This window comes from Streptomyces sp. MMCC 100 (assembly GCF_041538145.2).
Taxonomy (GTDB): Bacteria; Actinomycetota; Actinomycetes; order Streptomycetales; family Streptomycetaceae; genus Streptomyces.
In genome coordinates, this window is record NZ_JBGORK020000001.1 from 4,034,319 (window position 1) to 4,047,618 (window position 13,300).

Below are 13,300 nucleotides of genomic sequence, written 5' to 3' on the forward strand. Positions count from 1 at the left end.
GGAAACAAACCGGCAGGAGATCGTCCGGATCCCCTCCTACGGTGGAGGCCAAGCAGACGGAAGGGAACCGATCATGGACATTCTGCTCATCGGCGGCCTGTGGCTGGACGGATCCGTGTGGGACCGAGTCGCGTCCACGCTGGAGTCGCTCGGCCACCGTCCGGTGCCGCTCACCCTCCCGGGACAGGGGGACGGCGCGGCGACCGCCACGCTCGACGACCAGGTGGCGGCCGTGCTGGCCGCGGTGGACTCGGTGCCCGGCAAGCCCATGGTGGTGGGGCATTCCGCGGCCTGTGCACTGGCCTGGCTGGCCGCCGACCGGCGGCCGGAGCGGCTGGCCAAGGTCGCGCTCATCGGCGGCATCCCGACCCCGGACGGTCAGCCGTACGCGGACTTCTTCGAGGTCAGGGACGGGGCGATGGCCTTTCCGGGCTGGGAGCCCTTCCAGGGGCCCGATGCCGCCGATCTCGACGAGGCGGCCAGGCGTGAGATGGCGGCGGCCGCGATTCCGGTGCCCGAAGCCGTGGCCAGGGGCGTGGTGCGGCTGTCCGACGAGCGCCGGTTCGACGTGCCGGTCGTGGTCGTGTGCCCCGAGTTCACGCCCGCGCAGGCGCGGAAGTGGATCGACGGGGGCGATGTCCCGGAGCTCGCCCGGGCGGGGCGCGTCGACTTCGCGGACATCGACTCGGGCCACTGGCCCATGATCTCCAGGCCCGCCGAGCTGGCCCGGGTCCTGGCCGCGGCGGCCGAGGCCGGCTGACGGGTGCCGCGCCCCGCCGGAGAGAGGGGTGCGGCCGGGTTCAGGCGTGCAGGGCGGGCCGGTAGACGAGTTCCTGGATGTGGCCGTCGAGCGTGCGGGACTCGATCAACTCGAGGTCGAAGTCGGCCGCGCCCCTGAAGACCGGGTCCAGCCCGCTCCGGCCGGTGATCACCGGGTACAGGGTCACCTGGACGCGGTCGACGAGGCCCGCGGCCATCAGCGCCCGGTTCATCGACAGGCTGCCGTGCGAGCGCAACGGCACCGCGGACTCCTCCTTGAGCCGGGCGACGACGTCGACGGCGTCACCGCGCGCGACACTCGCCTCCGGCCAGTCGAGGGGCCCTTCCAGCGTGGTCGACACCACCGTGGCCGGCAGGTTCCTCATCCGGGTGACGCAAGGTGAAGTCGCCGGAGAGCTTGGCGCTCAGCCGGACTGCCGCGACCAGTTTCCCCTCCTTGACCAGTCTCTCGACCTCGGCCCGCGAAAGGCCGCAGCCCTCGGCGACCAGTCGTACCGGCCGGACCGGGATCCGCGCCGCGAAGCTGACCGAGACGTCGATCACCTCGCGATCCAGAGGGTCCGGCGCCCCGGTGTCGAGGCACCAGGCATCGTCCCAGTCGAGGGCGATGCGGTTGCGCCGCCGCACCACCGGGTCCTGGAGCAACTCGGCGGTGAGGGCGGGGTCGTTGCCGTGCAGCCGGTCCAGCAGCTCGGGGCGCACGGTGCGGACGTTCGTCCGCACCAGGAGCGTGAGCTTCGCGGTGTCCCCGCACGCGGCGCACAGGACGAGGAGCCAGGCGTCGATGCGCTTGTGGTTGGCGTTGACACGGAACTTGCCGCTCGCCCGGAAGCGCTCGGACGCGCACGCGTGGCAACGGCGCCGGACAAGGGGAAGGCAGGTGGGTGCGACCACCCAGGTTGTGAGCACAGAAGTACACCGGTTCCAGTGAGAAGTCCGCAGCAGAAAGGAGCGCGACGCGCGACAGATCAGCGCTCGGGAGGTCTCACACGGTGTACAACGGCATGTCCTTTGCCCGGACGACGTGGTCGGCAGCACGCTGACGGCGCGCGGTGGCGCCGTTCCACCGGTTTTCGGGCGCCTCACCGCCCGGTGGGCTCAGTGGAAGCAGAGGCAGAACGGATGGCCGGCCGGGTCGGCGTAGACCCGCCAGTTGGCGCCCGGGCGGATCTGGTCGGTCCGCTCCAGGACGGTCGCGCCGAGTGCGAGCGCCCGTTTCTCCTCGCCTTCGAGGTCGTCGACGTCGAAGTCCAGGTGGAGCTGCTGGGGGTGGTCCTGGCCGGGCCATTGGGGCGCCCGGTAGCCGTCCACCCGCTGGCAGGCCAGTGGCGTCCCCTCGAAGCCGTGCACCTCGACCCACTCGGGATCGTCCGGGTCCGCGGCCACCCGTCCGCCGAGCAGTTGTGCGTAGAACTCCGCGAGCCGTACCGGATCGGCGCAGTCCAGCGCTACCGCCTGCAGCTTTCGAATCACGTCCGACACTCCTCGCTCTTCGGGCCCCTCGCGTCACGTCCGTGCACGGGAGGGTCCTACCCCTGGCGGCGGCGGGCATGCACGAGGGCAGCGCGCGCCGGATCCTCCCTCTCCCCGCATTGCACTTGGCGTTGCACGCGGCGCGTGCATAATGGGTACAAGGGCGATTCGCAGAGCTTGGGAAAGGACACGTGTCGTGAGTGACTCACTGGACCCCGAGGTACTGAACGCGGCCATCGAGAACGTCCACCGCGCCGGGATGCCGGGCCTGTTCGCCGAGGTGCGGGACGGCGACCAGGTCTGGCGGGGCGCCGCCGGGGTCGCCGATGCCGCCACCGGCCGCCCGGTCGGCGCCGACATGCGCCACCGGGTCGGGAGCATCACCAAGACCTTCACCGCCGCCGCGGTCCTGCAGCAGGTCGAGCGGGGCCGGATCGGTCTCGACACGCCGATCGGCCGGTACCTTCCGGGACTTCTTCCCGACGAACGCGGCGACACCGTCACGGTCCGGATGCTGCTGAACCACACCAGCGGTCTCGCCGAGTACCTCCCCCATGCCTACTCGTCCCTCAAGGCGTTCCCCGTCCTCGCGGACACCGGGCCCCAGAGCCTGGACGACCACCGGTTCACCCGGTTCGAACCCACCGAACTGATCGAACTGGGAGTCGCCGCGCCCGCCGTCGGCAGCCCGGGCAGCACTCCGGGCCTGTACTCGAACACCAACTACCTGCTCCTGGGCCTGCTCCTGGAGCAGGTGACCGGCACCACCGCCGAGCGGTACATCACCCGGAACGTCATCGAGCGCGCCGGGCTCCAGGACACCGAACTGCCCACCGGACCGTACGTGGGCGAGCCCCACTCGCGCCTCTACGAGGCCTGGTTCGGCATGATCGACCCGCCGCGCGACTACAGCGTCTACGACATGTCGTGGGTGGGGCCGGCGGCCTCGCTGATATCCACCGTCGCGGATCTCAACCGCTTCTTCGGGATGCTGCTGGCCGGTGAGATCGTCAGCCCGTCGTCGCTCGCCGAGATGCGGCGCACCGTGCCGGTCGTCTCTCAGGAAGGCCGGACGATCGAGTACGGTCTCGGCCTGCACCCGATGGAAGCACCTGGTCAGGACACCTTCTGGGGCCACGGCGGCACGGCGTGGGGCGCCGGGGCCTTGGCCGTGATCAGCGCCGACGGCAGGCGGCGCATGGCCGTCGCGGTGAACCTCCAGAGGTGGAACGCGCTCGACTCCTCGGGCAGGCCGCGGCCCCATCCCATCGACGAGGCCCTCGCGGCCTTCCACCGCGTGGCGATGTACGGCTGACCTGACCGCGGAGCCTCCCGGAGATCACGCGGGTCAGCGTGTCGAGGCGTCAGCGGTGCGCAGGACCCGGAGCCGGCCGGGTCGCGCCGGATCCCGGTCGACGACCTGGACCGGCGCCCAGACCCATTGCCACACACCGATGTCCGGCGTGCGGGAGAACCGGATCCGGCCCCGGGTGCCTTCGACCGAGACGCTCGCCCAGGCTTCGGCGGTGCTCGCCCGGTCGACGCCGTGCGAACGCAGCACGTCGGCGAGGACCGCCACCGTGTCGTAGCCCTCGAAGGCGACGAAGGAGGGCGCTTCGGCCAGCCGCTCGCGCAGGGCCGTCCCGACGCGTGCGCCGAGTGGGCCGAGGCGCTCGGGCAGGTAGCGCAGGAACGGGACCGCGGCGCCGTCGTCGCCCAGCGTCGTCGCCCATGCGGCGAACTCCGGCTGCCCGGCCGGAGCACCGATCAGGACCTCGGCCAGACGCCGGTCACGCCGGACGGACCGGACGATCGACACGGCCGGCTCGGGGTGACCGACCAGAAGCAGCAGGGCGCTCGCGTGAGCATCGACGAGTGCGTCGCACACCGACGCGGGGGTCGACTCGCGCATGTCGACCTCGATGACGGTGCCGCCGCGTGGCGCGAGGTGGTTCCGGAGGATGCGGGTGCCGGACGCCCAGTAGACGCTCGGCTCGGCGGCGACGGCGATGCGACGGTGGCCCGCGGCGAGGAGGAAGTCCGCGTAGGTCCGCCAGCCGTGGGACTGCGCCGGGGCGAGACGCGCGACCCACTGCGTCTGCTGTTCGGTGAGCGCGTCGAGCACGGCTGACGAGCACAGGAACGGCAGGCCGAGGGCATCGGCCCTGGATGCGACGGCGCGAGCGACGACGCTGTGGTACTCCCCCGCCAGGGCGGCCACGCCCAGCCGGGCCAGTTCGTCCACGGCCGCCGCGGCCCGGTGCGGATCGGCCGCCGTGTCCCGGACCACCAGCTCGAGTGGTTTCCCCTCGATGCCGCCGGCGTCATTGACTTCGCGTACGGCCAGCTCCATCCCGGCGAGCAGGTGCCGGCCCGCCTCCTCCCAGCCGGGTCGGGTCAGCGGCACGAGTGCACCGATCCGGACGTGCGCGTTCTTGTCGTCTCGCCCTGGCAGGCGCACCTCGGTGACCATGCCGGACATTGCATCCGCCGCTGACGTCGGCCGGCAACCGATTATGCGGGCGTCCGGACCCCGGCGGGACTACAGATTCGGCCAAGCAGCGGCGACGGTAGGCGAGTTGTGGCAGTATCCGCCGCCATGTCGCCGCTTGGCACGTCACCGTTCGGCCTGTGGCCGCACAGGACCCGGTCGTCGTCTGTTCGTGGTGGAGTAACACCGAGGACTTCGAGCGGGCCGCCCGGGCCGTGACGGACGGGGATCTCGGTCCCTTCCGGGGGACTCACCACATCAGGTGAGGTGTCCTCAGGTCACGTCCAGGTCGGTGTACAGCATGTCGTGGTCCGAATGCGTGGTGCGGACCGCTCGGTGCTCGATCGCGGCGATGCCGCGCAGGAAGACGTAGTCGAACTTGCTCCGCCAGTCCGTGGTCGGTTCGCAGGCGCCGACGGGTGCGGGACGGCACTGCGGGTCGGTGTCCGTGGCCAGTGCCCACATGGGGTCGAGTTCGGGGGCGTCCGGCACGGCGTTGAAGTCGCCGATGACCACGGCGCGGTCGTGCCGGGCGACTTCCGCGGCGAGTACGCGGACCTGGTCCTTCCTGAACTCCTCCTGACGCCGTTGGGCGAGGTGGGTGTTGAAGACCCGGACGGACCGGCCGCCCACCTCGGTGGTGACCGCGAGATATCCGCGGTCCTCTGACCCGCCGTCGGGGTACTCGACGTTGACCCGGTCGGTCATCGGTGCCGCCGAGAGGATGGCCTGGCCGAAGCCGCCCGGATTCCACGGTGCTCCCCCGCAGCGGCTCCAGTTCTCCAGGACCGTCCCGTATTCGACGTGGTAGACCAGCCCGTGGAAGACCTCCAGGTAGTCCCGGATCCTGTCGACGTCACGTGCGCACGCTTCCTGCATGCCGATGACCTGGGGCGCATGCGCGGCTATCTCCGCGGCCCGGTCGAGATTGCTCGCGTCGCAGGGGTTGCACAGGTTCCACGTCATGACCCGGTTCGGTACGACGTCCCTGACGGCTTCGACGGGCAGTGACCTGCCGGACAGCGCGCCGCCGGGTGCACTGGGGCCCACCAGTGCCAAGCAGGCCAGCGCCACGGCGCATACCAGCAATCGCGAGCCGCCCCTGTTGAGCACCGCCGCCTCCTCGGTGTGGACACACATGGCAACTGACGTTCCCAGGAACGAGGTTATGGCACGAAGGGGCGGGCCCCGGCGACGCCGGACGCCGTCCTCCCGCCGTGGGCGCGCCCACGGCACGAGTGGAAACCGCAACCGTCGGTCGGGCACGCCTATGCTCACCCCCATGGACACCGAGGCAGTGCGGTCGTTCGTCCGCGCGGCCGAGCTGGGACAGCTGCGGCACGCGGCCGACGAGCTCGGCGTGACGCAGCAGGCGGTCTCGAAGCGGATCGCGGCCCTCGAGCGCGCACTCGACGTCCGGTTGTTCAACCGTACTGCTCGCGGGGTCGAGCTGACTGTCGACGGACAGGCCTTCCTGCCGCACGCCCGGAACGTCGTCGCGGACGTCGATCGCGCCGTCGCCGCGATCCGGCGGGGTTCGCGGGCGCTGCGGATCGACGTTCTCGGCCTGCGGACCGCACAGGCCGTCGTCCTGCACGACTACTGGCGCTCGCATCCCGAAACCGCGCTCGACGTGGTGACGCTCAAGGTCGACGACCCGCGTCGGGCGGTGGCCGCCGTGCAGGCGGGCGACGTCGACGCCTCCTTCCGCTCGGTCACCGACCCGGCCGCCCTGCCGCGCGAGGTGCGGATGATCCACGCGTTCCACTCCCCGCTGGAACTCGTCGTCGGACCGAGGCACCCGCTCGCTCCCGCACGCACCGTGACACCGGCCCGGCTGCGCGGGCACCGGATCTGGGTGCCCGGTATCGCGCCGGGCAGCGAATGGGCGGACTTCTACGCTCAGCTCACCACCGCGTTCGACCTCCGCGTGGACGCAGCGGGCCCGAACTTCGGCAACGAGGTGCTCCTCGACATCCTCGCCGACTCCGACGACGTGGCCACCCTCGTGGGCTCGCGCGACCGGTACGTCTGGCCGACGGGGCACGACCTGCGCCGCATCCCGATCGAGCATCCGACGCTCGCCTACCCGCTCTCGCTCATCCTCCCCCGGGAGAATCCGCACCCGGGACTCCGGGCCGTCGTCAACCACTTCGCGAGCCTGGCCCCGCTGCCCGAGGACACCTGGCTCCCCTCCTGGGCAACGGCACCGCGGGGCGGCGACGGCGGCCGCAGCCTCGGGCAGGCCGCCCCGCGCTGACGGCTCCCACGACCTCGGGCCGTGTACCGGGGCCGGCCGGCGGGGGCGGTCGGGTCAGTCGCGCGGGACGGCCCGCACCCCGGTCGGCGCGGTCGTGTCCGGCGCCGCCTGCACGGCCGTGCCGTCGGCTCCGCCCGCCGTGAGCACCAGCTGGGAGATGGCGTTGGTGAGCGTCAGCGCGCCCTTGCGCGGCGTCAACTGCCAGCGCTGGGTGCGCTTGTCCGCGGCGCACGTCTCCTGGGTGAGTTCCGCTCCGGGTTCCAACGGGGCGCCCAGGTAGCGCTTGCCGCGGTTGGCGTCCAGGCACAGGCCCGTCCGTGTCGAACGGAGTGTGTAGTAGCCGTCGGCGGTGGCGGTGACCGCCCAGGCCGAGGCGTCGCCGGACGCGAAACCGACCGTGGCACCGGCCGCGTCGGCCGTGGGTGCCAGGCGCCTGTCGCCGGGGGCGGTCAGGGCGTACGTGCCGTCGGGGAGGGGCGTGCGGTCGGTGTTCGACCAGAGCGGCGCGTGTCCGATGTTCCGCGCCAGGTGCTCGAACCCCTCGTAGGAGGCGCTCGGGCGCGGTCCGCCCCAGGTGGCCTGTGCGACGAACCGCAGGGGCATGAACGCCTTGGCCTCTACCTCGTTCTCCGTCTCGGCGGCACCGCTGTCCGGCCACATGGAGATCTTGGCGCCGGTGAGGTTGGCGGGCCGGGAGGTGAGTGTTTCGCCCTCGAAGCTCAGCGGCGTCCAGCCGGAGTCGTAAAGCTGCCGGGTGTTCATGGTGAAGCCGCCGCGCACGAGGTACAGCGCGTACGCGGAGTTCATCACCGGGCGCCCCTCGGCGAGGAGGGCGGACGGCTTCTGCGTGCTGCCGCCGCCCAGCCAGTGTTCCACGGCGATGTCCCGGTCGAGCGGGACGACCGCGTTGCGCCCGAGGAGCCCGTCGTTCCAGACGCGGAGCGTGCGGCCGTCCGCGCGGACGTGCTCGCCCACCCGGTTGACGAAGTCTGCGAACGCGTCGTCCGGCGTGGCCCCGGCCCCGAACTCCTCGGTGGCGTAGGCCTGGAGCTGGGGGAAGTCGGGGTAGGCGGTGCCGATCATGTACTCGTCGGCGCCCATGTGCCAGGACCTGGTGTCCCAGATCTCGAGCGCCTCGTCCACGAGTGAGGTGTAGTACGTGAACGCCTCGGGCCGGGTGATGTCGAGGCGTGGCGGGGAGGCCTCGCCGTTCTTGTCCTTCAGCTGCAGTTCGGGGTGGTTCTCCAGGTACGGGTCCATGTGGCCGGGCGAGTTGATCTCGGGGATCAGCTCGATGTGGTGGCGTTCGGCCATCGCGACCAGGCGGCGTACCTCGTCCTTGGTGTAGTAGCCCCAGAACGCCGACTTCGGATCGACGTCGCTCTTGACCTTGGCCTCGATCCAGAGCTGGTTGAGCTTCTGGTGCGCCATGTCGCGCATGAGCCGCTCGAACCAGTCCAGGGAGATGTGGATGTAGCAGGCGCAGACGCCGACGCCGCGCTCGCGGTACTCCGGCACGTCGCGGGTCGCACCGGCGGGGGCCGTGCCGTCCCCGCGCAGGAGCTGCAGGACCGTGCGGGTGCCGTAGAAGACACCGGTGGAGGTGGCGCCGGTGACGGTCAGCCGGTCGCCGGAGCCAAGACGGTAGCCCTCGCCACCCAGGTCCCCCTTGGCGGTGGCGTCCTGGCGCAGCACGATGTCGCCCGGTCTACCGGTGCGTGCCGTCACCACCGCGAGGGTCCGCCCGGTGACCTCGCGCAGCTCTCCCGCGAACCTGCGCGCGTCGGCGGCGGTTGTCGCGTCGGCGTGGCCGAGCACGATCCTGGCACCCGGGGCCAGCCTGAACCGCCCGGGCTCCGCCCGCCATTCCCGCAGCGCGGGGAGCACCTGCGGGGCCTCGGCCGTGGCCCCGGCCGTGGCCGCGCTCGGTTCCGGCGCTCCGGCGGCGGTCGTGGTCGGGAGCAGTGCGGCCGCGAGGGCCGTCATCGCGCAGATCGCTCCTGCGATGCCGCGTCGTCGTCCGGCTTTCATGGCCACCTCTCCATGAGCCTGAGCCCATTCCATGAGCCGGGCATGCCAAAACGGCGCCCGGGGAACGATGTTGGCCAGAGTAAAGGCGAGGCACCAAGAGGTCTAGACCCCATACGTCTTACGTCTCCCACCCGCCGTGCCGCATCATCCCTGGAAGAACGGCTGGTTATCTGGTCCAGACCAAGCCTGGAGGGCTCATGGGAAGACGTACGAAGACTCTGACGGCGCTCGGCGTCTGCTTTGCACTGGCAAGTACCCTGGCGGTCGAGTCGCTGCCGGCCGCGGCTGATGACGCACCTTCCGCCGCGACGTCCAAGGTCCCGCCGGTCTCGCCGAACCCCCAGTCCCTCACCCGCGCAGGTGACGACGTCCCGGTGACCGGCCGGGTGCTCGTCGTGGCGGACCGGGACACGGACGCCGCCGCCCGCACCCGTCTCGTACGGGAGTTGAAGGCCCACGGCGCCGACCGGGTGGACGTCGTCGCCCCCGGAAACGTTCCCCGGGCGTCCGCCGGTCTGCTCACCGTACGGCTCGGTCCGGCCACGCGGCCCGACATCGCCCGGGCGCTCGGCGACACGGAGGTACCGGATCACGCGGAGGGCTACGCCCTGCGCGTCTCGGACGCGGGACGGGGGACGCGGATCGCCCTCGGCGGCACGGACGCCGCCGGACAGTTCTACGCCGTGCAGACCCTGCGCCAGCTCTTCGTCCGGGCGGGGAGCGAACGCTGGAAGGTGGCAGGCGTCCAGGCGAGCGACTACCCGTCGATGCCGCTGCGCGGCACCATCGAGGGATTCTACGGACAGCCGTGGACGCACGCCGAGCGCCTCGACCAGATGGACTTCTACGGTGACGTCAAGGCCAACACCTACATCTACGCCCCGAAGGACGATCCCTATCACCGGGGCAAGTGGCGCGAGCCCTACCCCGCGGACAAGCTGGCGGAGCTCGGCGAACTCGTGAACCGGGCCACGGCGAACCACGTGCGCTTCACCTTCGCCGTCTCCCCCGGCGAGTCGATCTGCTACTCCGACCCCGCCGACCGCGCGGCTCTCGAGGCCAAGCTCCAGGCCCTGTACGACCTGGGGACGCGCGCCTTCTCCATCCCGCTCGACGACATCAGCTACACCCGCTGGAACTGCGAGGGCGACAAGGCCGCGTACGGCGAGCCCGGCCGCGCGGCGGCCGCCAGGGCGCAGGTCGACCTGCTCAACGACGTACAGCGGAACTTCGTCGCCGGTCACGAGGGCGTCCAGCCGCTGCAGATGGTGCCCACCGAGTACGGCGACCTCACCGGCACCGCGTACAAGCAGACGATGCGCGAGACGCTGGACCCGGCGGTCGTGGTGATGTGGACCGGCACGGCCGTCGTGCCGCCGAAGATCACCAACGACGAGGCCGACCAGGTCTCGAAGCTCTTCGGCCGCAAGGTCTTCGTCTGGGACAACTACCCGGTCAACGACTTCGGCAACACCAGCGGGCGGCTGCTGCTCGCCCCGTACGACAAGCGCGAGGCCGGCCTGTCCGAGCACCTCTCCGGCATCGTCGCCAACCCCATGAACCAGCCGTACGCCAGCAAGATCGCCGTCTTCGGCACCGCGGACTTCACCTGGAACGACCGGGCCTACGACGCGGACACCAACTGGCCGCGCGCCATGTCCTACCTGGCGGGCGGTGACCGCGAGGCCACCGACGCCCTGCTCGTCCTCGGCGACCTGGAACACATGGCCCCGACCTTCGGTGCCACGCCCTGGCAGCCGCAGGCGCCCGTACTCGCCCGGCGTGTGGAGCGGTTCTGGGCGACGTGGGACGAGGGCAAGCGCGCCGAGGCCGTCAAGGCGCTGCGCGCCTACGCGACCGCGGTCGAGCGGGCTCCGGCCACGATCCGCGGCGGCGCGGTGGACGAGGGGTTCACCGTCGACGCCGCGCCCTGGCTGGACGCCACCGAGCTGTGGGGCGGGGCGACGGAGACCATGCTCGACGCGCTCGCTGCACGGCAGAAGGGCGACAAGGAGACGTCCGACCGGCTGCTCGCCGAGTCGGACGACCTCCAGGAGCGGGCCCGGGCCGTGCGGGTCGATCCGCCGCGCAACTCGTGGGGCAAGGTCCAGCCCAAGGTCGGTGACGGCGTGCTCGACACCTTCCTGGTTCAGGCCGAGCTCCGGCTGCGGCTGTGGGACTCGGCGGGCGGCGGGGAGAACCTGGCCCTCAAGGGCACGTCCTCCGCGTCCAGCGTGGAGCAGAACCTCGACCGGCTGGCGGCCCGCAACGTCAACGACGGCCAGCTGGAGACCCGTTGGGCCTCCGGCTACTCCGACGACGAGTGAGTGCAGGTCGAGCTGGCGGCCCCGGCGAAGGTCGCGGCGGTGACCCTGGCGTGGGAGGGCGCCTGCGCGACGGAGTACGCCCTCCAGACCTCGCCCGACGGCGTGACCTGGCGGACCGTGTCCACCCAGCGGCCGGACACCTGCGGCAACGACGTCGTCCGGCTCGGCTCCGACGAGGCCGTGCGGTACGTCCGTGTGCAGGGCGTGCGGCGGAAGACGACCTGGGGCTACTCGCTGTACGAGATGGGCGTCTACGGAACGCCCGCCTCGTGACCCGAGCGCGGTGACTGGGTCGCCGTCGCCCCGGCCCCCGGCGCCTGCGGGGGGTACGGGGACTCCCGGGGGGCCTTCCGACAGGTCAGGGCGACCACCTCACGACGGCCCTGCGGATCGGGTTCCACGCCGACGCTGAGCGCCGGGCTGTGCACGAACATGAACCGTGAGGGCGGGCGACCGTTCCCAGGCAGCACGCGGAATATCCGGGTGCCCCCGGACACAGGGGGCGTTACCCTCGGGGCCATGAACGTCATCGGCCGAAGCATCTTCGCGACCGCGCGAGCGACCAGCTCGCCGGTTGCCGCCGTCTGACCTTCCCCTTTTCCACCGGCGACCGGAAACGGCCCGTCGGTGGTTCACGTGGCGCTCCGCCGCCTTCGCCTCGGTGCGAGGACCGCACGGTTTCCGTTCTCCGGTGCCTGTCCCGCCCCGAAGCGAAGGAGTCACCCCATGGACACCGAGCACGTCGTCCGCACGTTCGTCGAGTACTACGAGGAACACGGTCATCGCCGGATCACCGGCTCGACGCTGCTGCCCGAGCCCGGCGACCCCGTGCTGTTCACCAGCGCCGGCATGCATCCGCTGACCCCGTACCTGGAGGGCCGCCCCCATCCGCTGGGCCGGCGGCTGGTCAACGTACAGCGCTGTCTGCGCACCACGGACCTGGAGGAGGTCGGCGACAGCACCCATCTGACGGTGTTCCAGATGCTCGGCACCTGGTCACTGGGCGACTACGAGGGCTCACGGAGCCTGGACTGGGCCCACCGGCTGCTCACCGAGGGACTGGGCGTCGACCCGGGCCTGCTGCACGCCACCGTGTACGGGGGTGGCGAGCAGGTCGGGCCGGACACCGAGTCCCTGCGGCTGTGGCAGGAGCGCGGCGTTCCCGTGGAGCTGACGGTGGACGACAACTGGTGGTCCAACGGACCGGTGGGCCCGTGCGGACCCGACTCGGAGATCTTCCTGTGGAGCGGTGAGACCCCGCCCCGGTCCACGCCCACCGGCGACGACCGCTGGGTGGAGGTGTGGAACCACGTGATGATGCGCCACCGCCGGCTCGACGACGGCCGTCTCGTGCCGCTTCCGCAGCGCAACGTCGACACCGGCCTGGGCCTGGAGCGCCTGGCCTCGCTGCTGCAGGGCAGGTCGTCGGTGTTCGAGTGCGACGTCTTCGAGCCGTGGCGGCGGGTGCTGCCGTCCCTGTGGCCGCTGGACGAACCGTCGTTCCGCGTGGTCTGCGACCACCTGCGGTCGGCCGTCGTCGTCGTCGGCGACGGGGTCCGTCCGGCCAACACCGGCCAGGGTTACGTACTGCGCCGCCTGGTGCGACGGCTGCTCACCGTGCTGTGGCGGGACGACCCCTCGCGCGGGCTCGGGGACCTGCCGGACGAGCTGGTCACGCACACCCTGGACCACTTCCGGCAGGAGGGGGGCCCCGGCCTCGTACGGCGACTGCTGGTGGAGGAGGAGCGCCGGTTCCGGCGGCTCCTGGAACGCGGCCGGAACGTGCTCGCCCGGCCCCGCTTCCGGGGACCGCTGGGAGAAGAGGACTTCGCCTACCTGCACGACACCCACGGCCTGCCGCGCGACCTGGTGACGAGTCTGCGCGGCGACGGGTACTCCGGAACGGGCGGCGGGGGGACCGTACGGCAGTGACGCGTC

11 protein-coding genes and 1 pseudogene are annotated in these 13,300 nt (G+C 71.7%); 6 read left to right on the forward strand and 6 right to left on the reverse strand.

Annotated features, from left to right (window positions below):
• Window positions 1–73: 73 nt before the first annotated feature.
• Window positions 74–760 carry an alpha/beta fold hydrolase gene (locus tag ABS735_RS18775; RefSeq protein WP_373903268.1) on the forward strand — a complete coding sequence of 229 codons (687 nt, stop codon included), beginning with the start codon at window positions 74–76 and terminating at the stop codon, window positions 758–760.
• A gap of 40 nt (window positions 761–800) precedes the next feature.
• Here the strand turns inward: ABS735_RS18775 and ABS735_RS18780 are convergent.
• From ABS735_RS18780 to ABS735_RS18790, 3 genes and pseudogenes are all read right to left on the reverse strand, one after another.
• Window positions 801–1,160: pseudogene (locus tag ABS735_RS18780) on the reverse strand (dihydrofolate reductase family protein); the annotation flags it as partial.
• Entirely contained in the window at window positions 1,063–1,689 is a 627-nt protein-coding gene (locus tag ABS735_RS18785) for a DUF1062 domain-containing protein (RefSeq protein WP_373903267.1), read from the reverse strand. The pseudogene ABS735_RS18780 and the gene ABS735_RS18785, both read right to left, overlap by 98 nt.
• A gap of 189 nt (window positions 1,690–1,878) precedes the next feature.
• Window positions 1,879–2,253 (reverse strand): VOC family protein, encoded by a 375-nt coding sequence (locus tag ABS735_RS18790; RefSeq protein ID WP_373903266.1) that lies wholly within the window; start codon window positions 2,251–2,253, stop codon window positions 1,879–1,881.
• A gap of 151 nt (window positions 2,254–2,404) precedes the next feature.
• Here ABS735_RS18790 and ABS735_RS18795 point away from each other — a divergent pair, with 151 nt between their 5' ends.
• Complete coding sequence (locus ABS735_RS18795) at window positions 2,405–3,568, forward strand: serine hydrolase domain-containing protein (protein WP_373903265.1); 1,164 nt, start codon at window positions 2,405–2,407, stop codon at window positions 3,566–3,568.
• A gap of 33 nt (window positions 3,569–3,601) precedes the next feature.
• On the opposite strand, the gene ABS735_RS18800 is transcribed toward ABS735_RS18795, so the two are convergent.
• The gene (locus tag ABS735_RS18800) at window positions 3,602–4,735 is read right to left on the reverse strand and encodes an ABC transporter substrate-binding protein (RefSeq protein WP_373903264.1); all 1,134 of its coding nucleotides are present in this window, start codon (window positions 4,733–4,735) and stop codon (window positions 3,602–3,604) included.
• A 282-nt stretch (window positions 4,736–5,017) separates the two neighbouring features.
• The gene (locus tag ABS735_RS18805; RefSeq protein ID WP_373903263.1) at window positions 5,018–5,884 is read right to left on the reverse strand and encodes an endonuclease/exonuclease/phosphatase family protein; all 867 of its coding nucleotides are present in this window, start codon (window positions 5,882–5,884) and stop codon (window positions 5,018–5,020) included.
• Between the two features lie 142 nt (window positions 5,885–6,026).
• On the opposite strand from ABS735_RS18805, the gene ABS735_RS18810 reads away from it, so the two are divergent.
• Window positions 6,027–7,004 (forward strand): LysR family transcriptional regulator, encoded by a 978-nt coding sequence (locus ABS735_RS18810; protein ID WP_373903262.1) that lies wholly within the window; start codon window positions 6,027–6,029, stop codon window positions 7,002–7,004.
• A 54-nt stretch (window positions 7,005–7,058) separates the two neighbouring features.
• Here ABS735_RS18810 and ABS735_RS18815 read toward each other — a convergent pair whose 3' ends face one another.
• Window positions 7,059–9,035, reverse strand: coding sequence for a family 20 glycosylhydrolase (locus tag ABS735_RS18815; protein WP_373903261.1), 1,977 nt, complete (start codon window positions 9,033–9,035; stop codon window positions 7,059–7,061).
• Window positions 9,036–9,232: 197 nt separating this feature from the next.
• Between ABS735_RS18815 and ABS735_RS18820 the strand changes: the two genes are divergently transcribed.
• The 3 genes from ABS735_RS18820 (at window position 9,233) to ABS735_RS18830 (ending at window position 13,294) form a co-directional block, all read left to right on the forward strand.
• Window positions 9,233–11,362 (forward strand): beta-N-acetylhexosaminidase family protein, encoded by a 2,130-nt coding sequence (locus ABS735_RS18820; RefSeq protein ID WP_373903260.1) that lies wholly within the window; start codon window positions 9,233–9,235, stop codon window positions 11,360–11,362.
• Window positions 11,363–11,635 (forward strand): discoidin domain-containing protein, encoded by a 273-nt coding sequence (locus ABS735_RS18825; RefSeq protein ID WP_373903259.1) that lies wholly within the window; start codon window positions 11,363–11,365, stop codon window positions 11,633–11,635.
• A gap of 453 nt (window positions 11,636–12,088) precedes the next feature.
• On the forward strand, window positions 12,089–13,294 hold the full coding sequence (locus ABS735_RS18830) for an alanine--tRNA ligase-related protein (RefSeq protein ID WP_373903258.1): 1,206 nt from the start codon (window positions 12,089–12,091) through the stop codon (window positions 13,292–13,294).
• The last annotated feature ends 6 nt before the right edge of the window (window positions 13,295–13,300 follow it).

Excerpts from the sequence above, each read along its gene's own strand:
- ABS735_RS18775 (WP_373903268.1), top strand. The coding sequence starts at position 74 with ATGGACATTCTGCTCATCGGCGGCCTGTGGCTGGACGGATCCGTGTGG.
- ABS735_RS18795 (WP_373903265.1), top strand. The coding sequence starts at position 2,405 with ATGGGTACAAGGGCGATTCGCAGAGCTTGGGAAAGGACACGTGTCGTG.
- ABS735_RS18800 (WP_373903264.1), bottom strand. The coding sequence starts at position 4,735 with ATGTCCGGCATGGTCACCGAGGTGCGCCTGCCAGGGCGAGACGACAAG.
- ABS735_RS18805 (WP_373903263.1), bottom strand. The coding sequence starts at position 5,884 with ATGTGTGTCCACACCGAGGAGGCGGCGGTGCTCAACAGGGGCGGCTCG.
- ABS735_RS18810 (WP_373903262.1), top strand. The coding sequence starts at position 6,027 with ATGGACACCGAGGCAGTGCGGTCGTTCGTCCGCGCGGCCGAGCTGGGA.
- ABS735_RS18815 (WP_373903261.1), bottom strand. The coding sequence starts at position 9,035 with ATGAAAGCCGGACGACGACGCGGCATCGCAGGAGCGATCTGCGCGATG.
- ABS735_RS18820 (WP_373903260.1), top strand. The coding sequence starts at position 9,233 with ATGGGAAGACGTACGAAGACTCTGACGGCGCTCGGCGTCTGCTTTGCA.
- ABS735_RS18830 (WP_373903258.1), top strand. The coding sequence starts at position 12,089 with ATGGACACCGAGCACGTCGTCCGCACGTTCGTCGAGTACTACGAGGAA.